Raw genomic sequence first — 21,788 nt, 5'->3', positions numbered from 1 at the left:
AATCGACGAACCTCGATCAACTGTGCCGTGGTTCCCGGCCCGGTCGACGGACTGGTTCATCGGCGTCCATCTACAGTCGATAACCCCGTCCCCGAGTCGACTCCGGAGCGCCCGTGAACAGCCCGTTCCACATCGAGGAGATCTATTCCGACGACGGGAGCAACGCGCTGCGGATGCCCCGGCGACAGGTGGGCAACTCGCCCCAGGGTTTCGCCATGACGCTGCTGGCGGACTACACCCTGCGGACCCGTGCCGCGCTGCCGTCCGCCGCCATCGTCGCGCTGCTCATCGAGTCCGGGGTGACCACCGCCGGCGCCCGTACCGCGATCAGCCGGCTGGCCCGCCGTGGTGTGCTCGAAGGCAGTCGCCACGGACGCCGCAGCTCGTACCGACTCAGCCGCGCCGCCGCCGCCAACCTCTCCAGCGGAGGCAACTGGATCCTCACCTCCACCACCACCGCGGCGCCGTGGGACGGGTGCTGGACGATCGTGGCCTTCTCGCTGCCCCAGGATCACAGCACCCAGCGCCGGGCGCTGCGCAGCCAGCTCCGCTGGCTCGGATACGCGCCGCTGTACGACGGCCTGTGGGTCTCGCCGTCCGAACTGACGCCCCGGGCGCGGGCGCAGCTGGAACAGTTGACCCTCGGCACCGTCACGGTCTTCCGCGGTCGCCAGAACGCGCTGGGGTCGACCAGCGACCGTGCGCCCATCGAGGCCTGGGACATCGACGCCATCACCCGGCAGTACGCGGCGTTCCTGGACCGCTGGACATCGTTGTTGCCGCTGGTCAGCGCCGGGCAGGTGGACGGTGCCGCAGCGGTGCGGGCACGCACCGAGGTGATGGACACCTTCCGCCGCTTTCCCACCCTCGACCCGCAGCTGCCGGTGGAACTGCTGCCGGCCGGCTGGCTCAGGCAGCCGGCCCGCGATCTGTTCGCGGCCGTGTACGACGGTCTCGCGCACCCGGCCGAACAGCACGTCCGAGCGGTCGTCGGGCGGTTCACCGACAGCACACCGCTCGGCGTCCGGGCCCACACCACCGCCGACCTGATCGCCGGGGTTCGCGGTGCCGCCGGCACCACCTCGGCGGCGAGCGCACCACCAGCCGAATGGGAGACACCGGACTCCGCCGTGGACTGCGACGAGGTGACGGTCGGGCCCCGGCCCAGCTGACCCGGTCGGCTGGATGCCGGGTTCGGCCCGAGGGCTCTCGCGCGCGGCGCGTCAGGCCGGCACGGTGCACGGCAGCGTCGCGGTGACCGTCCAGCCGCGCTCGACGTCCGGTCCGGCGTCGACGGAGCCGCCGAGCAGATGGGCCCGCTCGCGCATGCCGATCAGCCCGAAACCGGTCGGTCCGAACCCGCGAGGACTCGGCACCTCTCCGTCGTCGCTCACCCGTAGCCGCACCACCTCGGCGTCGCGGGCGACCCGCACCACGACGCGCGTCGCACGCCGGGCGTGTCGGCGGGCGTTGGTGACGGATTCCTGGGCCAGCCGGTAGATCGCGGTGGCCACCGGCGCCGGCAACCCGTCGAGGTCGCCGGACAACTCCACCTCGACGGCCAGGCCGTGCGCGGACCGGCTGGCCAGCCGTTCCAGATCGGTGATGCGGGGAGCCGGTGCGCGGTCCGCCGGCTCGTCGCGGCGCAACACCCGCACCATCGCGCGCATCTCGACAAGCGCCCGGGTCGCCTCGGCCTCGATGATCCGTAGCGCGTCGGCGGCGGCGTCCGGTTGCGTGTCGAGCACCGCCAGCCCCGCCTGGGCCCGCACGGCCATCGCGGACACGTGATGGGCGACGGTGTCGTGCAGGTCGCGGGCCAGCCGCTCCCGTTCCAGCAGCTTGACCTGCTCGAACTCGCGTTGACGGGCGCGGGCCCGGTAACGCAGCGCGGCCCCGAGCGCGAGCGCGGCCGACACCACCCCGGCCCCGGCCAGCGCGTCGCCCGGGCCGAGGTGATCGGCCGCCACGGACAGCGTGATCTTCGCGGCGACGACGGCCCCTCCGAGTACCGCCTCGCGTCCCGAGCCCCACCGCGACAGCGAGAACACCAGGATCAGCAGGAAGGCCAGCGTGTGCAGACCGAGATCGCCGCCCACCACGGCCTCGCCGGTGGCGCAGACCGGGAAGGCGACCGCCGCCATGAGCAACGGCCTGGTCCGTCGCCAGAGCAGCACCGGGGCGAGACCGACGCCGATCAGGACCGGTACGACCGTCGGTGCCGGCAGGTCCGCGCGTACGACACCCTCCAGCAGAGCCGTCGCCATGAACACGACGACCAGTGACCAGTCCCGCCATCCGCGCGCCGGACCCGTGGGCCGCGGCTCGTGCCACCACGACCGCAGCAGCTCCCGCACCAGCCGATCGTACGGCCGGCCGAACCTCGACCACCAGCGGCGGCGGTGCCCGGAAAAGGGTGGCAGGATCGCCCGCATGCAGTTCGCAGAGGTTATCCGTCGCCGCCGGATGGTGCGGCACTACGCCGATCGGCCGCTCAGTCCCGAGGTCATCGAGACGATCCTGGCCAGCGCGTTGCGGGCACCGTCAGCCGGCTTCTCGCAGGGCTGGGCCTTCCTCGCCCTCACCGATCCGGCCGACCGGGCCAGATTCTGGCCCTTCGTGCCGACCCGTGTCGCGCAGACCCCCACGATGCAGAACGCGCCCCTGGTGGTCGTACCGCTCGCGCACAAGGCGGCCTACCTCGCCCGGTACGCCGAGGCCGACAAGGGCTGGGCCGACCGGTCGGAGGCCCGCTGGCCGGCACCCTACTGGTACATCGACACCGGCATGGCGGCGCTGATGATGCTGCTCACGGCCGTCGACGAGGGACTTGACGCCTGCTTCTTCGGCATCATGCCGGTCACCGGTGAGTACTCCACGCCCGAGGTCGACGTCCCCGCGCACACGGCCGCCTTCAAGGCCGAGTTCGGCATCCCCGACGAGTACGCGCCGATCGGCGGCATCTGCGTCGGTTACCGCGCCGACGACCTGCCACCGCAGAATCCCGCCGTCGCCGCTCGCCGCCGCGCCGCCAGCACGGTCATCCACCGTGGCCAGTGGGGCAACGCCTGACCAGGCGGCACCGTGTCGGTCCGGTCGGACGGCTGTCCACCGGCGGGTCACGCCGGGCCCAACGGCCCTGCCGATCCTGCCTCCTCGGGGATGGGATGGGAGTGACGACGTCCCGAGGAGGAGCCATGACAACCACGGACGGCAGGGTCGGCCTGGACCCGATCGACGTGCGGTTTCGAGCCGGAGAAGCGTACGAGATCCGGGTACGCGATCACCGACTGCTCGCCGATCAACCAGTCGACGCGGGTGGTGCCGACACCGCACCGAGCCCCACGGAGCTGTTCGCCGCCTCGCTCGCCGCCTGCGTCGCGTTCTACGCCGGGCGCTACCTGAGCCGGCACGGACACGATCGGGCCGGTCTGGTGGTGACCGCGTCGTTCGATCTGGCCACCGACCGACCGGCCCGGGTCGCCGCCATCCGGATCACCGTACGACCACCGACCGACCTGCCACCGGACAAGTGGCCCGCGTTGCGTGCCGTGGCGAGCCACTGCACGGTGCACAACACGCTGCTGCACACGCCCCAGATCGAGGTCGACATCCAGTGAAGCGGCGAGCCCGGGGCCGCACCGACGACCTCGACGATCCGGCGACGATCCGGCACCGGCGCCGCCGCCGACGAACCGGCCGATAGTTGATGGTCACCGATGGCTGTCGCTGTGACACTCCCCGTGGGGAGGCGTGATGACGGCCAGCCGAGAGGTGGGATTCCGGCTCGATCCGGTGCTGGTGGGCCGGGCGGCCGCGGTGGAGTCGCTGGACGCGGCGGTGGCTACCGTACGCGCCGGACGATCCGTGGCGGTCGAGGTGTGCGGCGAGGCGGGCCTGGGCAAGACCCGGATTCTCCGCGAGTTGGCGCGACGGGCCGCCGACGCGGGGCTGCTGGTTCGCACCGGCCGGGCCACCCAGTACGAGCAGGGCGTGCCGTTCGGGCTCTTCGCCGAGATGGTGGAGGCGGCCGACGGGGGTCCGGACGACGCGGCGTCATCGGTGCCGGCGGCGGTGCGGCGGATGCTCACCCGGACACCGGCACCGGGCGCCGCACTGCTGCTCGACGACGTGCACTGGGCCGACTCGGCGTCGCTGGAGCTGACCGAGCACCTGCTCGGCAGTCCACCACCGGTGCCGGTGCTGCTCGCGGTGGCGTTCCGCAGCGCCTGCCCACCGGCACGGCTGGTCAACGCCATCGCGCGGCTCGGCCCGGCCGCCACCCTGATCGACCTTCCGCCGTTGGACGCGGCCAGCCTGGACGTGCTGCTGGTCGGCGTGCCGCGTCGTCGCCGGGAGCTGATCCTGCGGGCCAGCCTCGGCAATCCGCTGTACATCCAGGCGTTGTCCCGGCTGGACGACGATGAGCTGGACTCCCTGGCGAGGCTGGCCCACCGGCACGACCCGGTCGACGCCGACCGCCTCGCCGGATCGCGGCGATCCGTGCTGGCCGGACTCGCCGCCGAGATCACCGCCCAGCAACCGCCGGTGCAGCGGGTCGCCCACATCGCCGCGGTGGTCGGCGACCACACCACCATCGATCTCGTCAGACACGTCGCCGGCCTGCCGATGTCCATGGTCACCGCGGCGGTGGACCAGCTCGGGCGGCTCGGCCTGCTCGACGCGGACGGCGGGCGGCTGCGCTATCGACACCCGCTGATGCGGGCCGCGGCGTACGCGTTGACCGGCGCGGCCTGGCGGTTCGAGGCGCACACCCGCACCGCCGACTACCTGCGTGGCCGCCGAGCGTCCCGGCAACTGGTGGCGCACCACACGGAACGGTCCGCCCGCGACGGCGACGAGGTCGCGGTGGCCACACTGGTCGACGCGGGTGTCGCGTTCACGCACGAGGCCCCCGCCCAGGCGGCCCGCTGGCTCGGCGCCGCGCTGCGCATCATGCCGGACGCCGGTCCGGGCGACCGGCGGCGTGCCGAGGTGGCGATGTGGTACGCCCGGGCCCTCGGCCGCAGCGGCGAGTTGGCCCGCAGCCGTGAGGTGCTCCAACGGCTGCGGCGTGCCGACGGGCCGGTGCGGCGGCGTGCCGAGACGTTCAGTGTGGCGGTGGCCCGGCAGCTCGGCGACTTCGCCGAGGCGGCCGCGACGCTCGGCACACAACTGCGTCGGGGCGGGCTCGACCCGGTCGAGGAGGCGAAACTGCACGTGGAACTGGCGGCGGTGGACGCGTTCCGGGAGGAGCCGACCTCGGCGGTGCACCACGCGCAGCGGGCCCTCGAACTGCTGGACGAGCACCGGTCGGCGCTCGTGGCGGCGGCGCTGACGCTGCGGGCGCTCGCCACCCTGTACCTCGGCTGCGCCAGGTCGGCCCGCGAGCAGCTCGCCGACGCCGTCGTCGCCGTGGACGCCACCGGCGACGCCGATCTGCGCCCGTACGTCGAAATCGTCTCACCACTGGCGCTTGTCGAGATCCAGCTGGGCAACTACGCCGACGCCGACCGACATCTCGCCCGGGCGCGACGGATCCTGGACGGCCTCGGGCCGAGCAGCGCCTCGCCGTACCTGCTCGTCATGGAGTCGCTGGTGCACGCCCGTGCTGGCCGGCTGACCCGGGCGGTGCGGGCGGCGGAGCAGGCGCGGGCCGCCGCCGAGCGGGTGGGCAGCACGGAGATGGCCGCGATGGCGGCGGCGGTCCGCCTGCGCCCGGTGTTGTGGACCGCCGGCCCGGCCGCTGCCCTGGTCGACCCTGCGCCGGCCCGCCTCGGCGGCGACCCGGGCAGTGTGGGTACCGAGGTGATCGTCGGGCAGCCCCGCTCCCGAGCATGGTGGCGGATCAACCGGGTGGAACTGGCCCTGGCCAGGGCGGTCGCGGGCGACTGGGGCGGCGGTGCCGACCTGCTCACCGAGCCGGCGACACCGCCGTCGAGGCATCCACCGGTGCTGGTGGCCCGGGACGTGGTCGCGACCGTCGTCGCGGCCGGGCAGGGTGATCACGCCACGGCCGCCCGGGTCGGTAGGCGGGCGGAACGCCGGGCCGCGGCCGCCGATCTGCCGTACGAGATCGGACTGGCCCGGTTCGCCCGGGCCTTCGCCGCGTACCGGACGGCGGATCCGGACCGGGCGACGGTGCTGGCCGAGCACGCAGCGGCCAGCTTCGTGACGGCCGGAACCCCGATGGAGGAGGCGCTGTCCCGGCACCTCGCCGGTGTCGCGTACCTCGGCGCGGGAAGGCCGGGACCCGGTGCCGCCGCGTTCGACCGCGCCGACACCGGTTACCGGGCCTGTGGTGCGGTCTGGGCCGCAGCCGTGCTCGCCGGGCACCGCGCCGCCGGCTGCCCGCGTTCCGGACACCGCGCCGCCGGTGCGGCGGGCGCCGGGCGGCCGGCCGGGGACGGCGCCCTCACCGCCCGGGAGCGGGAGATCGCGGGCCTGGCGACGACCGGCCTGACCAACAAGGAGATCGCCGCGCGACTCCATCTCAGCCCGCGGACCATCGAGTCCCACCTGAACCGGGTCTTCGCCAAGCTCCACGTGCACTCCCGCACCGCGATGGCCCGTCGACTCACCGAGGCAGCCGCCGAGCACGGACCACCCGCGTAGGTCACGGATCCGCGCCGCCGGCGCCTCCTGCCGCCCGGTCGGTGCCCGCCGTGACAGGTGGCGGGCCGGTCGTCCGCCGCCTCACGTCGTCGCCAGCGCCTCGGTGGGGGACAGGCGCGAGGCGCGGATCGCCGGATACAGGCCAGCCAGGCCACCGATCAGCAGCGTCGCCAGCACACCCCCGGTCGTCGCCCAGGCCGGGACCACGGTCGGCCAACCCTGCGACAGCGCGTACCCGGAGGTCACCAGGATGCCCAGCAGCACACCGCCGGCTCCGCCCAGGGCCGACAGCAGCAGTGACTCGGCGAGGAACTGGCTGCGGATCTGCCCCCGGGTGGCACCGAGTGACCGACGCAGTCCGATCTCCGCCCGGCGCTCCAGCACCGAAATGACCATGGTGTTGGCCACCCCGACACCACCGACGAGCAGGGCCACCGCGCCCAGCCCCAGCAGCAGCGCGGTGAACGTCTCGTCGGTGGCCTGCGCGGCGGCCAACGCGTCCGAAGGACGGGAGACGTCGACCTCGTTCGGCGCCTGCGGGTTGGCGGTCGCCCCGAGCACCGCGCGGACCGCCTCAACCTGGTCGGCCTCGGTCCTGGTGTAGACGGTGGTCGGGTGACCGTCGAAGCCCAGATGGCTCGCGGCGACCGGCCAGCCCACCAGGGCCGAGCTGTCCAGCTCCGGTGCCAACGGCGCCGGAGCGAGGATGCCCACCACGGTGAACCAACGAGCACCGAGCCACACCTGCACGTCCGCGCCGGCGGCACCCAGCCCGAGCCGCTCGGCGGCGGTCGCGCCGAGCACCACCGCCGGATACCGGGCAGTGGCCTCGTTCAACCAGGTACCGCTGGCCACCTCGCCGCCGACGGTTTCCAGGAGCCCGAGCTGCGTCGCCCGCACGGCCAATCCGCCGGTCTCCGCCGACGGGATGTGGTCGGTGCGGTAGACGTTCGCGTCGACGACCTGCCCGGTGGCCGCCACCTGGGTCACCGGACCGATCCGACCGATCATCGCCACCGAGTCGTCGGGCAGTTGGGCGTCGGCACCGAAGAGGGTCCGGCCCGGCGACACGGTGAGCAGGTTGGTGCCGAGCGTGGCCAGGGTCCGATCCAGTTCGGCCCGCGACGACGAGGAGATACCGACGACGGCGATCATCGCGGCGATGCCGATGGCGATGCCCAACGCGGAGAGAAATGCCCGCAGCGGACGGGTCCGGAGCCCGACGCCACCGACCCGTACCACGTCGGCGGCCGGCATCCGGGCCGGAGTCAGTTGCTCGCCCGGCCGGTTCTGTGACGTCACCGGCATGTCAGCTCACCCCGCTCGGCACGAGGCGGGAGTCCGCGCGGATCCGCCCGTCGCGCATCCGCACCTGCCGAGGCAGCGCGGCGGCGATCTCCCGGTCATGGGTGATGACGACGACCGTGGTGCCGGCCCGGTGCAACTCGTACAGCAGGTCGAGCACGGCCGTCCCGGAGCCGGTGTCGAGGTTGCCGGTGGGTTCGTCGGCGAGCAGCACGGCGGGCTCACCGACGACCGCACGGGCCACCGCGACCCGTTGCCGTTCGCCGCCGGAGAGCTCGTGCGGCCGGTGCCCGAGGCGGTGCCCGAGACCGACCCGATCCAGCGCGGCCTCCGCACGCCGCCGCCGCTCCCGCCGGGGTACGCCGGCGTAGAGCAGCCCGTCGGCCACGTTGTCCACCACCGGTACGCCCGGGGCCAGGTGGAACTGCTGGAACACGAAACCGATCCGGGTGGCGCGCAACGCGGAGAGTTGCCGGTCGGACAGTCGCGCCACGTCGTGACCGTCGATCACCACCGTGCCCGAGGTCGGCTCGTCCAGCGTGCCGATCACGTTCAGCATCGTCGACTTGCCGGAGCCGGACGGCCCGACGATGGCCACCAACTCGCCGTACCCGATCCGCAGCGACACCTGGTCGAGCGCGACCACGTCGCCGGCGTACCGCTTGGCGACCTGGTCGAGCACGACCACGTCGCCGCTCACCGGGGCACCCCGACGGTGGTGCCTTCGACGATCCCGTCGCCGGTGACCTCGACCCGCCCGTCGGCGAACAGCCCGGTGGTCACCGCGACGATCCGGCTGGAACCCTCGTCGAGGACCTCCACGCCGTAGCCGCCCTCGGCGAGCGCCAACAGCGCGGCCACCGGCACGGTCAGCACGTCCGCGCGCTCGCTGACAGTGAAGGTGATCTCGGCGGACGCCCGGTCGAACTCGGCGAGCGCCTTCTGGTCGTCGACGGCGACCGTCACCTCGATCCTCGTCTCGGCGCTGGTGTCGCCACCGGCGTCCGCCGATCCGTTGTGGATCACCGTCTCGACCGTGTCGACCTTTCCCGTCACCCGCCGGCCGTCGGGCAGGGTGACCCGCACCGTGGTGCCAGGTTCGGCGAGGCGCTGGTCGTCGATGTCGAGTTCGGCGGTGACCAGCCGGCTGGTGCCGGTGTAGGTGAGCACCGCCTGCCCTGGCTGGATGGCGGCGCCCACGTCCAGCTGGTGACCCTCCACCCGGACGGCACCGTCGGCGAACGTGACGCGACCCAGCTCGACGCGGCCGGTCTCCGGCACGCCGAGGTCGTCCTGCCAGGCACGGACCGCCTCGGCGGTGGCCCAGGTGTACTCGTCGTCGACGGTGAAGCCGGAGTAGCCGAGGGCCTCCAGATTCCGTTCCACCTGTCTGACGTCGGAGCCCTCGGCGCCGGGTTGCAGGGTCCGGTAGGCGGGCAGCCGCCCGTAGAACAGGACCACCGGGTCGTTGTCGACGGCGTAGAGGGCCTTACCGCGCGCGACGGTGGTGCCAGCGTCGGGCAGCGTGGTGAGGGTGCCGGGCAGCCGGCTGGTCGCGGTCCGACTGGGCCCGTGTCCCAGCTCCCCGTCGACGGTCCTGGCATCGGCGAGGGTCTGTCGGGTGACGGCGGCGCTGCCGGGCGCGGCGGTGCGGGCCTCGGCGCTCCCGTCGCCGGAGCCACCACCGAAGCCGACCGCCGCGGCCACGCCGGCTCCGGCGACGAGGATCAGCGCCGCGCCACCGGCGGCGGGCAGGCGGGTTCGACGGGTCACCGGCCGCCCCCGAACTGCGGAGCGTGCTGACGACAGGCCTCCAGGGCGGCGCGGAACGTCGGGTCGTCCGGGTCGATGCCCAGGGCCTCCCGCTGGATCTGGATCCGGCCGTCCGCCGCCGGGTCGGGGAAGTCCGGCACACCGTTCTGCCGCATGCAGCGGGCCATGACCCGCATCTGTTCGAGCTGCTCTGGGTCGAGCTGCGCCGCCTGCCCGCCGTTGGGCAACAGCTGGCGGCACTTCTCCATGCCGGCCTCGACCTGTTCCGGGTCGACACTGTCGTCGAACCGGAACATCGGTCCGTTGCCGGCCTCCGGATCGGGCATCTCCACCCCGTTCTCCCGCATGCAGCGGGCGAAGTCCAGTCTTCGTTCGGCGTCGCTGCCGCCCGCACCGTCACCGGTGGCGGAGGCGGTGGGCGCGGCGCCGCCGGCGGTGGCCACCCCGGTCCGGTCGCCGTCCTGGCCGGCACACCCGGCGAGTGCCAGGATCAGCAGTACGGGCAGCGTGAGTGTGCTCCGTCGCATCGTTGGTGTCCTCTCCGATGTCCGACGACGGTCGCCGGACACCGGACAAGTGCATCCGGGGTGACGTATCGGGGGCGTAACCGATCACGTTTACGGCGGCGTTATCCGCGCTCGCGGCACCATGGACCGGTGCGAGTGCTGGTGGTCGAGGATGAGGACGTGTTGGCCGACGCCATCGCGGAGTGGCTGCGCCGGGAGGCCTTCGCGGTCGACGTCGCGTACGACGGCGACGCCGCGCTGGAACGGCTCGGGGTCAACGAGTACTCCGTGGTGGTGCTCGACCGTGACCTGCCGGTCGTGCACGGCGACGACGTGTGTCGGGCGATCGTCGACTCCGGGGGTGACACCCGGGTGCTGATGCTCACCGCGGCCGCGGCGGTGCGTGACCGGGTGGCGGGTCTGGCCCTCGGCGCCGACGACTACCTGGTGAAACCGTTCGCGCTCGTGGAACTGGCTGCCCGGGTGCACGCGCTGACCCGGCGGACCCGGCCCGCCGCGCCACCGACGTTGCGTCGGGCGGGCATCGTGGTGGACCCGGGCCGCCGCGAGGTGTACCGCGACGGTCGGTACGTGTCGCTGTCGCGCAAGGAGTTCGCGGTGCTGGCCGAGTTGCTGCGCGCCGACGGCGCGGTGGTCTCCGCGGAGGAGCTGCTGGAGCGGGCGTGGGACGAGCACATCGACCCGTTCACCAACGTGGTCCGGGTCACGGTGATGAAGCTGCGGCGCAAGCTCGGCGATCCCTCGGTGATCGAGACGGTGCCCGGCACGGGGTACACGATCCGGTGAAGCGCCTGACTCTGCGGGCCCGCCTCACCCTGGTCTACGGCGGCCTCCTCCTGCTCGCCGGCATCGTCCTGCTCGGCGTCACGTACGTGCTGGTGGACCAGCGGATGCCGCAGCCGATGCGCGCCGACCTGCCGGACCGCACCGCCGTGGTGACCCGGCTGCCCACGTCGGCGGAGGACCTCGACAAGATCCGCATGTTGATCCAGGACGTGCAGAGCGAGGCCAAGCGCAACGCCCTGGAGTCGCTGCTCACCCAGGGCGGCATCGCGCTGGTGGTGGTCTCCGCGGCAGCCGTGGTGATCGGTTGGCTGGTCGCCGGCCGGGCGCTGCAACCGCTGCACCAGATCACCGGGACGGCCCGCCGGATCGCCGGGGCCGACTCCGCCGGACGTGGTCTGCACGAACGGATCGCGTTGACCGGCCCCCGCGACGAGGTGCGGGAGCTGGCCGACACGTTCGACCAGATGCTGGAGCGGCTCGACCGTTCCTTCGACGGGCAACGGCGGTTCGTGGCGAACGCCTCCCACGAGCTGCGGACACCGCTCGCGCTGAACCGGGCGCTCGTGGAACTGGCGGTCAGCCGGCCGGACGCCCCGGCCGAGGTTCGTCGGCTCGGCGAGGCGTTGCTGTCGGTGAACGAACGACACGAGCGGCTGATCGACGGGCTGCTCACCCTCGCCGACTCGGAGAGCGAGGTGACCGAGCGCGCGACGGTCGACCTCGCCGAGATCGCCGCCCACGTGGTCGATCAGGTCGCCCCGGCGTACCCGGATGTTCCGGTACACCGCTCGCTGGAGCCGGCCCGTACGGTCGGCGATCCGGTGCTGCTGGAGCGGCTGGCGTTCAACCTGGTGGAGAACGCCCTGCGGCACAACGTGCCGGCGGACGGCTGGGTGCGGATACGTACCGGACAGGTGGCCGGACGCCCCATGCTGGTCGTGGTCAACACCGGTCCGGTGGTCCCGAGCTACGACGTGGAGACGATGTTCCAGCCGTTTCGGCGGCTCAGCCGGGAGCGGGTGGCGGGCACGAGGGGCTTCGGGCTCGGGTTGTCGATCGTGCGGGCGGTGGCCCGGGCGCACGGTGGCGCCGCCGAGGCAGCACCACGCCCTGACGGTGGCCTCACCGTCACGGTGACACTGCCGCCGTCGGCACCGACCCGATGACCCCGCCGCGACGACCAGCCGGTCAGCGCAGCCCGGACACCAGGTGGGCCACGTCCTCGGCGCAGCCGTAGGAGAGCGTCACGCCGGCTCCGCCGTGGCCGTAACAGTGCACCACCGGACCGCGATCGGTGACCTCGGCCTCCAGCCGCACACTCGGCCGACCGGGCCGTAGGCCGACCCGGTGACCGAGGACTCGCGCGTCGCGCAGCGCGGGTACGAGGTCGGCGCAGCGATCGAGGATGCCGCTGGCCGTGTCCGCCCGGACGGTCAGGTCCTCGTCGCCGTCGTCGGCGGTGCCACCGAGCAGCACGGTGTCCTCGCGGGGTACGACGTATCGCAGCTGCTCGGGATCGGACTGGTCGATCACCCACTCGCGCAGGCCGAACTGGGCGACGACGACCACCTGTCCCCGCACCGGGGTGAGGTGGGCGTCGCCGACCAGCTCCCGGGCTCCGAGACCGGTGCAGTTGACCACGACGTCCACGCCGACGAGGGCGTCGGCCAGCTTCTCGAACCGCCCGGAGCGGACCGCGACCCCGGCGGCGATCACCTCGCCGAGCAGCCAGGGCAGGTGCACCGCCATGTCCGCCACCGGGACGGTCAGCTCGAAACCGTCGGCGTAGCCGGTCGGTAGCCTCGCCGCGGTTACCCGGGCCAGCTCCGGCACCGCGTCCCGCCACCACGGCTCGGGTGCGGGCCGGCGGAACAGCTCCCGCCCCAGGCGCATCCGCACACCGGTGCGCGGATCGGCGGCCAGGCCGCGCAGGGTCGCGTAGCTGGACGCCGACCAGCGGGTCACGTCCGCCGCCGGATAGGCGCGGTAGGGATACCAGAGCGCCGCGGCGACCGCCGACGTCGTGTCGTCGCCCAACCGGGCGGCGACCAGGTCGACGTGATGGCCGTCGCGCGCCAGGCGCAGTGCGCTGGTCAGACCGACGACGCCGGCACCGACCACCCGGACCCTCATGTCTGGAGATCACACCACACCCGCGTCATGGTGGACAGCGCCGGTCGGCTGACCGGAGCGTGGCTTGGTCAGGCGCACGCTGTCCGGTGGGGTGTCGTCGGTCGCGGCGCGGGTGTAGCCGGCGCGCTCGTACAGGCCGATGTTGCGGGTGCTGCGGTGGCCGGTGAAGAGGGTGCAGTGGGTGGTCTCCCCGGGAGCCTGTCCTTCGACGTAGGACAGCAGCCAGGAGCCGATGCCGTTGCCCGCCTGGTCGGGTGCCACCATCAGGCGACCGATCAGCCAGGCACCCTGGTGCGCCCGGGCGCGCACCGCCGCGACGAGGCGACCGTCGTGGCGTACGCACCACCACCGCCACGTCGCCATCGACGCCCGTAGGTCGGCGAGGTTCTCCCGCAGCGGTGCCAGGTCGAGGGTGTCGTTGGCGATGGCTTCCTGGACCCAGCAGCACCGTTGCAGGACGAGCAGTTCCGCCATGTCGTCGGGGCGGGCCTCGCGGAGCGTGAGACCGGCGACCGGCCCGTCGACGTCCGTCGGGTCGTTTCCACCGCGCAGGGGACGCAGCGCGCGGGCCACCCGGCTCAGCTCGATCAGCAGCGCGCGGGCGGCGTCGTCGAGCGCTGCGGATCCGGCCACCTGACCGGCGTGAACGCTGTCCGCGATGCGCAGGGCGACTGTCGCGCCGATCGGCATCATCCGCAGCGTCGTGACGACCTGCTTCGCCATCTGCGCCGACCGGGTGCCGGCCGAGGTGTTGCCGTAGCTGACGAAGGCCACCGGCTTCCACGCCCACTCGTGATAGAGGAAGTCGAAGGCGTTCTTGAGCACCGCCGGCATGCCGAAGTTGTACTCGGGCGTCACCACCACGAAAGCGTCGGCCGCAGCGACGGTGCGGCTCCAGCGGCGGGTGTGCTCGTGTCGGTAGCTGCCGCTGGCGGGATGCTCCGGTTCGTCGAGCAACGGCAGCGCGATGTCGGCCAGGTCGGCGACGTCGACGGTGATCGCGTCGGACGCGGCGTCCGACCGCACGGTCCGCACGAACCAGTCGGTGATCGCGGGCCCGAGCCGGCCGGGGCGGGTGCTGGCGGTGATGACGAGGACCTGGAGCGGGGTGGAGTCATTCGATGACATTTCAACGACAGTAGGTCGGTTTCAGTGACACGTCAACGAAGGGTAGGGTGACCGACATGGACACCGCCTGGCTGAGCGCGGACGAGGAGCAGGCGTGGCGAGCCTTCCGGCGGCTGCTCGTCGCATTGCCCGCCCGGATCGGCCGCGACCTGGCCCGCGACTCGGGACTGTCCGCCGCGGACTACGAGGTGCTGAGCACGCTGTCGGAGAAACCCGACCGCCGCTGGGAACTCCGGGAGCTGGCTGCCAAGATGGAGTGGTCGCGCAGCCGCCTGTCCCACCACGCCGCGCGGATGCAGGTCCGGGGACTCATCGACAAGGAGCCGGATCCGCAGGACGCCCGTGGTTGTCTGCTGCACCTGACCGATGACGGCTTCGCTGTCCTGGAACAGGCGGCGCCGCACCATGTCGTGTCGGTGCGATCTCGCTTTCTGGCGCACGTGAGCGCCGACGAACTCGCGATGCTGCGCGCGATCTCGACCCGGATCGCCGACCTGCCCGACTGAGCGTGACGCAGCATTGCCGGTGGTGCCGGCGTCGGCACCACCCGACGGCACAGGGGAGTGGCAGTGACCGATTCATCCGAGAAGTCCACGTCGACGGTCCGCCAGCTGCGGCTGGTGGTGCAGGCCGACGACTACGAGGCGGCGGTGCGGTTCTATCGCGACGTGCTCGGCCTGCCCGAGCAGGCCGCGTACTCCGGCGCGGACGACGCCCAGGTGGTGATCCTGGACGCCGGGCGGGCGACGCTGGAGATCGCCAACCCGGCGCAGAAGCGCATGATCGACGACGTCGAGGTGGGACGCCAGGTGGCGCCGAGTATCCGGGTCGCGTTCGAGGTGGACGACACGGCCGCGACCACCGATCGGCTGGTCGCCGCCGGTGCCGAGCCGGTGGCACCACCCACCACCACACCGTGGCACTCGGTCAACGCCCGCCTCGACGCCCCGGCGGGCCTGCACATCACCGTGTTCCAGGAACTGCGTACGCTCGACGAGCGGGTCGACCTCGACGGGTTCGGCACCGACGCGGGCCGGTGACCGGACCGCCGGTACCGCGGTCAGCCGGCGGCCGGCTTCGGGGTGCCGCAGAGCTTGGTACCGGGCGGGATGATCTCCTCGTCGCTGTGGATGACGAACGGCGGTGGTCCCAGCTTGCCGGAGGGGTCGATCGGACTGATGTTCACCAGGCTGAGGAACTTGTTGATCACGTTCACCACCGGGGCCAGGATGGTGTAGCCGACGCCGTACGAGGCCCGCACGCCGATGCCCACGCCCCGGCAGACCGCCAGCGGCGCGCCCAGCGCCGATCCGAGCGTCGTCCCGTACGCGGTCGACACCTCGAAGAACAGACCGGCCTTGAGCACGAACGCGCTGAACCCGACGTCGAACCGAACCTGATGCTCGATGAGCAGGCCCATCACCCCGACCGGAACTCCAGTCAGCGAGTTGATCAGGCTCTCCTTGCGCTTGAAGTTCTTGCTGACCTGCGGACCGAAGGTGCCGTTGGCGTAGCCGTAGCCCAGCGAACCGGCGAGGGAGAACTCACCCTTGCCCTTGATGGTGCCCGCCTTCGCGCCGAACGCGGTGGTGACCTTCACCGTCTGGCTGATGGTCAACGCCAGCGGTACGCCGAGCACCGTGCCCATCGGGATGCTGAAATCCACCGGGATGGGAAGCACCGCCTGGATGTTCTGCCCGTCCCGCAGCCCAGCCTCGAACGAGTAACGGATGCCGAAGCCGCCGCTGATCGACAGCTCCGCCCGGGTCACCGAACCGCCGCTGATCTTCAGGTGGAAGTCCGCCTCCGGCGTGGCGAAGGTCAGCGCGGCCCGCCCGAACAGCTTCGTACCGTCGCGGTGGTAGTTGAAGCTGACCTCCGCGCCGTCGTTGAGGCTGACACCGGTGGAGAAGTTGGCGACGACCGTCTTGACCTCGCCGCCGCCGCGTACGGGTGGTGGCTGGTTCGGCCGGGGTGGCGGCGGGGCGAGCCGCGGCGGCCCGGCGCGCCCGGCGCGGCCGGTGGGCGTGGCGCCCAGGGCGTCGGCCTCTTCCTCGGACATCGCCCAGATCGGTTCACCGGCCTGGTAGATGACCGGGTTCTCGATGGCGATGCCGCGCTGCTCCAGGGTGCCGTCGCGGATCACGTCGGTCACGGTGACCGGGCCGATCGTGACCAGCAGGTCGCCCCCGTCGCGCCGCACGTCGAGCACCCGGCCGACGCCACGACCGGTGACGAACATGACCTTCCCGGGAGCCAGGTCGTCGGCCCGGGGCGCGTCACCGTCGAGCCGCCAGGTCAACCCGTCGGCGGTGACCGACCGGACCGAGCGGCCGCCGCCGCCGACGAGGACCACGTCCGGCTGGTACGTCAGGTCGGGATGGGGCACCGGTGCCATGCCGTAGCGCAGCGCGGACTCGCTGTACGGGTCCTCGTCGGCGGCCGGATCACCCGGGGACCGGCCGCCGCAACCGGGCGCGGCCAGCACCAGGACCACGGTGAGGACAGCCGAGACAACCTTGCGCACCGGGACTCCTCGTCGGATCGGGACGGCGCCAACCACCGGCACCGGAGCTGCGGCGTCAGACCCGGCCATACCGACGCGGACCAGGGGTCGGGCCATGGAATCGACCCTAGACAGTGGCCATGGCCAGGGAATCAGGGTTTTCCCCACGCCTCGACGACGCGGGCGCGCAAAACCCGGTCACCGTCCGCACCGCCCGGCGCGTACACTTCCGGCATCTGGCCGCGCCCGCTGCGCGGCCCCGGCGTTCGAGGCGGTGGAGATGGAACGGGTGCTCGGCACCGTCCGCCGCTCACGCCTGCGACGACGATAGTCGTCCCGCTCACCCGCGCGTTCCTTCCGCCGTGCCCGCACCCGCTGTGCGGCCGGCACACCTCGTGACGATCGCTCATCCCGTCCCAGGGAGTACCCGTGACCGTGCCCTCGCTGGCCTCGTCGTTGTCCGACTCCGTCGCCGCCGCCGCGGCCCGCCGGGGAATGGCGGACCTCGCGCCGCAGCTCCGCCGCTCCGCGCACGCCGACTTCCAGGCCGACGGTGTGTTGGCGGCGGCACGGACGCTGCGCCGCAATCCACGGCAGGTCGCTGCGGAGGTGGTCGACCACCTGCCCGAGGACGGTCTCGTGGCCACGGCGGTCGTGGCCGGGCCGGGCTTCGTCAACATCGAGCTGGCCGACCGGGCGCTGCTGGCGCAGCTCGCCCGCCGGGTGGGCGATGACCGGCTCGGCGTCGGCACCCCCGAGGCGGGCGTGACCACCGTCATCGACTACTCCCAGCCGAACATCGCCAAGGAGATGCACGTCGGGCACCTGCGCTCCACCGTCATCGGCGACGCCCTGGTGCGGGTCCTGGAGCACCTCGGTGGCACCGTCGTGCGGCGCAACCACATCGGCGACTGGGGAACCCAGTTCGGCATGCTCATCCAGTACCAGGTCGAACACCCCGAACCGGTGCCGGGCGACAGCGGCACCATGGGTCGGCTGGCCACGCTCTACCGGCTGGCGCGGGCGCAGTTCGACACCGACTCCGCGTTCGCCGACCGGGCCCGGCGGCGGGTGGTGGCGTTGCAGGCCGGCGACCCGAGCACCGTGGCCGCGTGGCAGGACATCGTCGACGAGTCGACCCGCTACTTCACCGACGTCTACGACCGGCTCGGCGTGCGGCTGACCGACGCCGACACGGTGGGGGAGAGCGCCTACAACGCCGCGCTGCCCGCGATCGCCGACGAACTCGAACGCGGGGGAGTCGCGGTGACCAGCGACGGCGCGCTCTGCGTCTTCTTCGACGATCTGCGTGGCCCGGACGGCGAACCGACGCCGCTTATCGTCCGCAAGCGGGACGGTGGTTTCGGCTACGCCGCGACCGACCTGGCCGCGTTGCGGCAACGCGTCGTCGAGCTGCACGCCGACCGGCTGCTGTACGTGGTCGACGCCCGGCAGGCCCGGCACTTCCGGATGGTCTTCGATACCGCGCGGCGGGCCGGGTGGCTGCCACCGACCGTGCCCGCCGTGCACGTCGCCTTCGGTACCGTCCTCGGCCCGGACGGCCGGCCGTTCAAGACCCGCGCCGGTGACACCGTCCGCCTGGTCGACCTGCTCACCGAGGCGGTCGACCGCGCCCGCGAGGTGGTCGCGGCGAAGAATCCCGGGCTGACCGGGGCGGCCCTGGACGAGCGGGCGTGGCAGGTCGGCATCGGCGCGGTGAAGTACGCCGACCTGGCCACCAACCGGACCCGGGACTACGTCTACGACCCGGAGCGGATGCTGGCGCTGGCCGGCAACACCGGCGTCTACCTCCAGTACGCGCACGCCCGCGTCCGGTCCATCCTGGCCCGCGCCGCCGACGGCGGCGACAGCACCGTGGACGTGACGGCGACGCTGGAACCTGCGGAACGTGCGCTCATCCTCGACCTCGACGCCTTCGCCGACACCCTCGTCGAGGTGGTCGCCGGTCACGAGCCGCACCGCCTCTGCGGCTACCTGTACCGGCTGGCGCAGACCTTCACCACGTTCTACGAGCACTGCCCGGTGCTGCGTGCCACCGGACCGAGGCGCGGCAACCGCCTGGCCCTGTGCCACCTCACCGGCGAAACCCTGCGCACCGGCCTGCACCTGCTCGGCATCCCCACCCCCGACCACCTGTGACCGCGGTGGCGCTCGCCCTGTTGATCAAGACGTTCGCGTCGTGTTTCGACGGTCGGCGATCTCACCTTCTTGATCAACGGAGCGGGAGTTCAGCGCCCGGGGTGGCCGAACTGCATGCGGGCCAGCATCAGCAGCATGACCACGACACCGCCGAGCGGTGCGAGCCAGGACCAGGCCCAGCCGACGGTGAAGCTGAGCACTCCGAACGTGGCGATCGCGACCAACCAGAGCGTGGCCACGTAGAGCCCGAACCGGGCGGCGGCGGCCGGGTCCCGGGTGAACACGTCGACCGTTTCCCGGTGGGTCGCCTCCATGCTCAGCACCCACGGCTTGTGCCGGTTGGTCTGGGTGCCACCGAGGTAGGCGAAGAGCACCACCGCCACGACCACCGCGAGCGCCCCGCCGACCAGCCACGGAACGCTGCCGTCGGTCAGGAACTGCCAGCCGGCGCCGAGCCCGGCGAGCACCAGGGTGACGGCGGCGCCATACCCCCCGGCGCGCCCCGCCGGCATCGGGTAGCTGGTCGAGGTCTCCTGGCACAGCGCGTCGGCGGTGCCGGCCCCGGCCGCGACCGCGACGGCGGCCACCGCCACCAGCAACCAACCCGACGGTACGGCGGTGCCGGCCACGGTGAGCACCAAGAGTACGACTCCGGTGACGCCGAGCGCGGCGAGCAGCGCCGTGCGAATCAGGAATCCGGCCGCCGGACGGATTCGGTGGCGCTCCCATTCGGTGTGGCTGGAGGTCGGCCCGGCTGCCGGTACCGCGTCCAACAGCGGGCCGAGGTCGCCCAGCTCGGCCATGGCCGCGCGGGCGGCGGCGGCGGGGGACCGGCCGGCGTCGACCAGCTCGCCGACGCGGGCGACCAGGTTGGCCCGGATCTCCTCCTTGAGATCCTGCCGTTCGGGGCTCATCTCGGCACCGGCGAACGCCTCGTCGAGCAGCCGGTGGACGTCCAGCGCGGTGTCGTGGGTGGAGCGTGCGGTGGTCATGCGGACTGCCCTCCGGTCGTTTCGTCGGGGTGGCCGGCACCGTCGGCCAGGTCGAGCAGGGTGTCGATGAGGTCGCGGGTCAGAGACCAGGCCGCCACGTTGCGGCGGTAGACCGCACGTCCGGCGTCGGTGATCCGGTAGTACTTCCGGCGGCCGCCCTGGGTTTCGTCGCCCCAGTACGACTCGATCAGCCCGTCCCGGGCGAGCCGGCGGTAGCTGGCGTACAGGGTGGCTTCCTTGATCTCGTGGCGGCCGCCCGTGCGGTCCCGGATCCGCTTGAAGATCTCGAAGCCGTAGCTGTCGGTGCGGCGCAGCAGCCCCAGCACGATCGTGTCGGTGTGACCGCGCAGCAGGTCGGCGGCGAGCACGTCGTCGGCGGAGGGCTCCACGGTCGAAGACTTATCAACCACAACAGATACTGTATCAGATAAAGTACAAGGGTTGTTTGGGTTGATGTTCGCCGGCGGCGTCCGGGGACTCTCAGACGGTGCCGAGGAACCAGGGTTCGAGCTGGTCGGATCGGCGACGGCTTGTCGTACCTGATCCCGCTCCTCGGCACTCCGGGCCAGCGCCGGAGCCGGCCCCCGGGTCCGGGTCGGGAGGCGCTCGAACTGCTTCGGGCAGCCGTCGCGGACGGTCAGGCGTCTCCCGGCAATCTGGCCTATCTCGAGGATCGGGTCGCGGTCGCGCAGGGCGAGCCACAGACGTACGGGACACAGGTGCGGTGTGGTGCGCACGGACCGGTGCCCGCCACCCCGATCCGGGACGAGGCCGCTGTCGACAGCCGGCGCGCCACGGCAGGTCTCCAGCCGCTGGCCGCCTACCTGGACGAGATGACCGCGATCTGCGCGGAGTCGGAGGACCAGCCGCTCGACTGACTGCCAGGACGAGGTGGCCGAGCATCGCCCACAAGCTGCCGTCCTGTCGGCCGCGCGATGCCCTGGCTGCGCGCGCAGGTGAGTCCTCGGTGTCTACCGGGTTGAGCCGGACGGGGTCGCTTCGGGTACTTGAAGGGCTCGTCCGCACACCGCCACCCAGTCGGGGTCGACGGTGACATGGTCGACGGTGTTGGCCAGGTACCTGATGGCGGCGTCGGGCCTCAGCGGCAGCAGTGCGTCAAGGACGTCCATGTACAGCGACTCTCGCAGGATCTCGGCCAGCAATCCCGGCAGTCTCATGGGTATCTCGGCCAGCGGTGGGCAGGCGGGTACAGAGTTCGACGCATGCAGACGCGGGGCCAGCGGTCGAGGCCGTGCGCTGCCTCGCGTTGCCGGATGGCCCGAAGGCCGTTGGTGAGGTCGCGCTCGCGGAGGGTCTGGAAGCCGCAGCGGGCGTAGTACGGGGCGTTCCACGGCACGTCAGCGAACGTCGTGAGGGTCAGGGCGCGGATGTCGTCGGCCATCGCCCGGTCGGCGAGGTGAGTGATCAGCTGACGCCCGATCCCGCGACGGGCGACGGCGGGATGTACGGAGACCTGTTCGATGTGGAAGTTGCCGTCGACGAGGTCGGCGATGAGGTAGCCGACCGGCCCGTCGGTGGCGTCGGTGGCCACCCAGGCACGGCCTGCCTCCTGGTAGCGGCCGAGTACGTCCAGCGGCAGCGGTTCATCATCGGCGATCTGTGGCATGCCGATGTCGCGGAAGCACTGTCCGGCCGCGCGCTCGATGCCCTGCAGGACGGGCAGCTCGTCCTGCCGTACCGCTCGGATCCGCACCCGACCATTCTGTCGGTGCCGCTGTGCAGCGTCACCCAGGTTTCCGGTCACGGCGGGTGCGAAGACTGATTCCGGCCGGCGCTGGCCGTCGCCGTCGCGGCGGTCACCGTCTTGACGGGTGTCGATTCGAAGCGGAGACTGCGTAACAC

The 21,788-nt window shown here is 72.5% G+C and carries 22 protein-coding genes; 10 read left to right on the top strand and 12 right to left on the bottom strand.

Annotated features, from left to right (window positions below):
* Positions 1 to 113 precede the first annotated feature (113 nt).
* Positions 114 to 1,172 (top strand): PaaX family transcriptional regulator C-terminal domain-containing protein, encoded by a 1,059-nt coding sequence (locus O3597_RS11540; RefSeq protein ID WP_281604138.1) that lies wholly within the window; start codon positions 114 to 116, stop codon positions 1,170 to 1,172.
* A gap of 51 nt (positions 1,173 to 1,223) precedes the next feature.
* On the opposite strand, the gene O3597_RS11535 is transcribed toward O3597_RS11540, so the two are convergent.
* A complete protein-coding gene (locus tag O3597_RS11535) occupies positions 1,224 to 2,357 on the bottom strand; it encodes a histidine kinase (protein WP_281604137.1) in 1,134 nt (377 codons plus the stop codon).
* A 76-nt stretch (positions 2,358 to 2,433) separates the two neighbouring features.
* On the opposite strand from O3597_RS11535, the gene O3597_RS11530 reads away from it, so the two are divergent.
* The 3 genes from O3597_RS11530 to O3597_RS11520 all read left to right on the top strand — a co-directional run bounded on the left by O3597_RS11530 (position 2,434) and on the right by O3597_RS11520 (position 6,615).
* Entirely contained in the window at positions 2,434 to 3,072 is a 639-nt protein-coding gene (locus O3597_RS11530) for a nitroreductase family protein (protein WP_164447029.1), read from the top strand.
* 125 nt (positions 3,073 to 3,197) lie between these two features.
* Positions 3,198 to 3,620, top strand: a complete 423-nt coding sequence (locus tag O3597_RS11525; protein WP_164447028.1) for an OsmC family protein — start codon at positions 3,198 to 3,200, stop codon at positions 3,618 to 3,620.
* Between the two features lie 136 nt (positions 3,621 to 3,756).
* Positions 3,757 to 6,615: a LuxR family transcriptional regulator gene (locus O3597_RS11520; protein ID WP_281604136.1), complete on the top strand. Its 2,859-nt coding sequence runs from the start codon at positions 3,757 to 3,759 to the stop codon at positions 6,613 to 6,615.
* A gap of 81 nt (positions 6,616 to 6,696) precedes the next feature.
* On the opposite strand, the gene O3597_RS11515 is transcribed toward O3597_RS11520, so the two are convergent.
* Genes O3597_RS11515 through O3597_RS11500 form a run of 4 tightly spaced genes read right to left on the bottom strand, consistent with a single transcriptional unit; the run spans position 6,697 to position 10,220 of the window.
* Positions 6,697 to 7,923 carry an ABC transporter permease gene (locus O3597_RS11515; RefSeq protein ID WP_281604135.1) on the bottom strand — a complete coding sequence of 409 codons (1,227 nt, stop codon included), beginning with the start codon at positions 7,921 to 7,923 and terminating at the stop codon, positions 6,697 to 6,699.
* A 1-nt stretch (position 7,924) separates the two neighbouring features.
* Entirely contained in the window at positions 7,925 to 8,608 is a 684-nt protein-coding gene (locus tag O3597_RS11510; protein WP_216592473.1) for an ABC transporter ATP-binding protein, read from the bottom strand.
* Positions 8,609 to 8,616: 8 nt separating this feature from the next.
* Complete coding sequence (locus O3597_RS11505) at positions 8,617 to 9,693, bottom strand: peptidoglycan-binding protein (protein ID WP_281604134.1); 1,077 nt, start codon at positions 9,691 to 9,693, stop codon at positions 8,617 to 8,619.
* Positions 9,690 to 10,220, bottom strand: a complete 531-nt coding sequence (locus O3597_RS11500; RefSeq protein ID WP_164447020.1) for a hypothetical protein — start codon at positions 10,218 to 10,220, stop codon at positions 9,690 to 9,692. The genes O3597_RS11505 and O3597_RS11500 overlap by 4 nt, the downstream gene beginning before the upstream one ends.
* A 129-nt stretch (positions 10,221 to 10,349) precedes the next feature.
* Here O3597_RS11500 and O3597_RS11495 point away from each other — a divergent pair, with 129 nt between their 5' ends.
* Both O3597_RS11495 and O3597_RS11490 read left to right on the top strand, forming a co-directional pair.
* On the top strand, positions 10,350 to 11,006 hold the full coding sequence (locus O3597_RS11495; RefSeq protein ID WP_216592394.1) for a response regulator transcription factor: 657 nt from the start codon (positions 10,350 to 10,352) through the stop codon (positions 11,004 to 11,006).
* Positions 11,003 to 12,172: a HAMP domain-containing sensor histidine kinase gene (locus O3597_RS11490; protein ID WP_281604133.1), complete on the top strand. Its 1,170-nt coding sequence runs from the start codon at positions 11,003 to 11,005 to the stop codon at positions 12,170 to 12,172. Before O3597_RS11495 ends, O3597_RS11490 begins: the two co-directional genes overlap by 4 nt.
* Positions 12,173 to 12,194: 22 nt before the next feature.
* Here the strand turns inward: O3597_RS11490 and O3597_RS11485 are convergent, their stop codons facing one another.
* Both O3597_RS11485 and O3597_RS11480 read right to left on the bottom strand, forming a co-directional pair.
* Positions 12,195 to 13,139 carry an FAD-dependent oxidoreductase gene (locus tag O3597_RS11485; protein WP_281604132.1) on the bottom strand — a complete coding sequence of 315 codons (945 nt, stop codon included), beginning with the start codon at positions 13,137 to 13,139 and terminating at the stop codon, positions 12,195 to 12,197.
* A 9-nt stretch (positions 13,140 to 13,148) separates the two neighbouring features.
* Positions 13,149 to 14,267, bottom strand: a complete 1,119-nt coding sequence (locus tag O3597_RS11480; protein ID WP_281604131.1) for a GNAT family N-acetyltransferase — start codon at positions 14,265 to 14,267, stop codon at positions 13,149 to 13,151.
* 56 nt (positions 14,268 to 14,323) lie between these two features.
* On the opposite strand from O3597_RS11480, the gene O3597_RS11475 reads away from it, so the two are divergent.
* On the top strand, positions 14,324 to 14,773 hold the full coding sequence (locus tag O3597_RS11475; RefSeq protein WP_281604130.1) for a MarR family transcriptional regulator: 450 nt from the start codon (positions 14,324 to 14,326) through the stop codon (positions 14,771 to 14,773).
* 63 nt (positions 14,774 to 14,836) lie between these two features.
* Positions 14,837 to 15,307: a VOC family protein gene (locus O3597_RS11470; RefSeq protein ID WP_281604129.1), complete on the top strand. Its 471-nt coding sequence runs from the start codon at positions 14,837 to 14,839 to the stop codon at positions 15,305 to 15,307.
* Positions 15,308 to 15,327: 20 nt separating this feature from the next.
* Here O3597_RS11470 and O3597_RS11465 read toward each other — a convergent pair whose 3' ends face one another.
* Positions 15,328 to 16,794, bottom strand: a complete 1,467-nt coding sequence (locus O3597_RS11465; protein ID WP_164447015.1) for a hypothetical protein — start codon at positions 16,792 to 16,794, stop codon at positions 15,328 to 15,330.
* A gap of 474 nt (positions 16,795 to 17,268) precedes the next feature.
* Here O3597_RS11465 and argS point away from each other — a divergent pair, with 474 nt between their 5' ends.
* Positions 17,269 to 18,933 carry an arginine--tRNA ligase gene (gene argS, locus O3597_RS11460; protein ID WP_281604516.1) on the top strand — a complete coding sequence of 555 codons (1,665 nt, stop codon included), beginning with the start codon at positions 17,269 to 17,271 and terminating at the stop codon, positions 18,931 to 18,933.
* An 89-nt stretch (positions 18,934 to 19,022) separates the two neighbouring features.
* Here the strand turns inward: argS and O3597_RS11455 are convergent, their stop codons facing one another.
* Positions 19,023 to 19,925 (bottom strand): permease prefix domain 1-containing protein, encoded by a 903-nt coding sequence (locus tag O3597_RS11455; protein WP_281604128.1) that lies wholly within the window; start codon positions 19,923 to 19,925, stop codon positions 19,023 to 19,025.
* Entirely contained in the window at positions 19,922 to 20,335 is a 414-nt protein-coding gene (locus tag O3597_RS11450) for a PadR family transcriptional regulator (protein WP_281604127.1), read from the bottom strand. Before O3597_RS11450 ends, O3597_RS11455 begins: the two co-directional genes overlap by 4 nt.
* Before the next feature lie 120 nt (positions 20,336 to 20,455).
* Between O3597_RS11450 and O3597_RS11445 the strand changes: the two genes are divergently transcribed.
* A complete protein-coding gene (locus tag O3597_RS11445) occupies positions 20,456 to 20,803 on the top strand; it encodes a DUF6624 domain-containing protein (protein WP_281604126.1) in 348 nt (115 codons plus the stop codon).
* A gap of 93 nt (positions 20,804 to 20,896) precedes the next feature.
* Here the strand turns inward: O3597_RS11445 and O3597_RS11440 are convergent, their stop codons facing one another.
* Together O3597_RS11440 and O3597_RS11435 are read right to left on the bottom strand one after the other, a co-directional pair.
* Positions 20,897 to 21,103, bottom strand: a complete 207-nt coding sequence (locus O3597_RS11440; RefSeq protein ID WP_281604125.1) for a hypothetical protein — start codon at positions 21,101 to 21,103, stop codon at positions 20,897 to 20,899.
* Complete coding sequence (locus O3597_RS11435; RefSeq protein ID WP_281604124.1) at positions 21,100 to 21,639, bottom strand: GNAT family N-acetyltransferase; 540 nt, start codon at positions 21,637 to 21,639, stop codon at positions 21,100 to 21,102. The genes O3597_RS11440 and O3597_RS11435 overlap by 4 nt, the downstream gene beginning before the upstream one ends.
* Positions 21,640 to 21,788 lie beyond the last annotated feature (149 nt).

It is taken from the genome of Verrucosispora sp. WMMA2044, assembly GCF_027497155.1.
Lineage (GTDB): Bacteria > Actinomycetota > Actinomycetes > Mycobacteriales > Micromonosporaceae > Micromonospora > Micromonospora palythoicola.
Note: the sequence above shows the minus strand (reverse complement) of the source record. Positions and strands in the feature narration are given on the sequence as shown.

Bases quoted from the DNA above. Each gene is read 5' to 3' on its own strand.
- O3597_RS11530 (WP_164447029.1), top strand. From the start codon at position 2,434: ATGCAGTTCGCAGAGGTTATCCGTCGCCGCCGGATGGTGCGGCACTAC.
- O3597_RS11525 (WP_164447028.1), top strand. From the start codon at position 3,198: ATGACAACCACGGACGGCAGGGTCGGCCTGGACCCGATCGACGTGCGG.
- O3597_RS11520 (WP_281604136.1), top strand. From the start codon at position 3,757: ATGACGGCCAGCCGAGAGGTGGGATTCCGGCTCGATCCGGTGCTGGTG.
- O3597_RS11515 (WP_281604135.1), bottom strand. From the start codon at position 7,923: ATGCCGGTGACGTCACAGAACCGGCCGGGCGAGCAACTGACTCCGGCC.
- O3597_RS11500 (WP_164447020.1), bottom strand. From the start codon at position 10,220: ATGCGACGGAGCACACTCACGCTGCCCGTACTGCTGATCCTGGCACTC.
- O3597_RS11485 (WP_281604132.1), bottom strand. From the start codon at position 13,139: ATGAGGGTCCGGGTGGTCGGTGCCGGCGTCGTCGGTCTGACCAGCGCA.
- O3597_RS11480 (WP_281604131.1), bottom strand. From the start codon at position 14,267: ATGTCATCGAATGACTCCACCCCGCTCCAGGTCCTCGTCATCACCGCC.
- O3597_RS11475 (WP_281604130.1), top strand. From the start codon at position 14,324: ATGGACACCGCCTGGCTGAGCGCGGACGAGGAGCAGGCGTGGCGAGCC.
- argS (WP_281604516.1), top strand. From the start codon at position 17,269: ATGGCGGACCTCGCGCCGCAGCTCCGCCGCTCCGCGCACGCCGACTTC.
- O3597_RS11455 (WP_281604128.1), bottom strand. From the start codon at position 19,925: ATGACCACCGCACGCTCCACCCACGACACCGCGCTGGACGTCCACCGG.
- O3597_RS11440 (WP_281604125.1), bottom strand. From the start codon at position 21,103: ATGAGACTGCCGGGATTGCTGGCCGAGATCCTGCGAGAGTCGCTGTAC.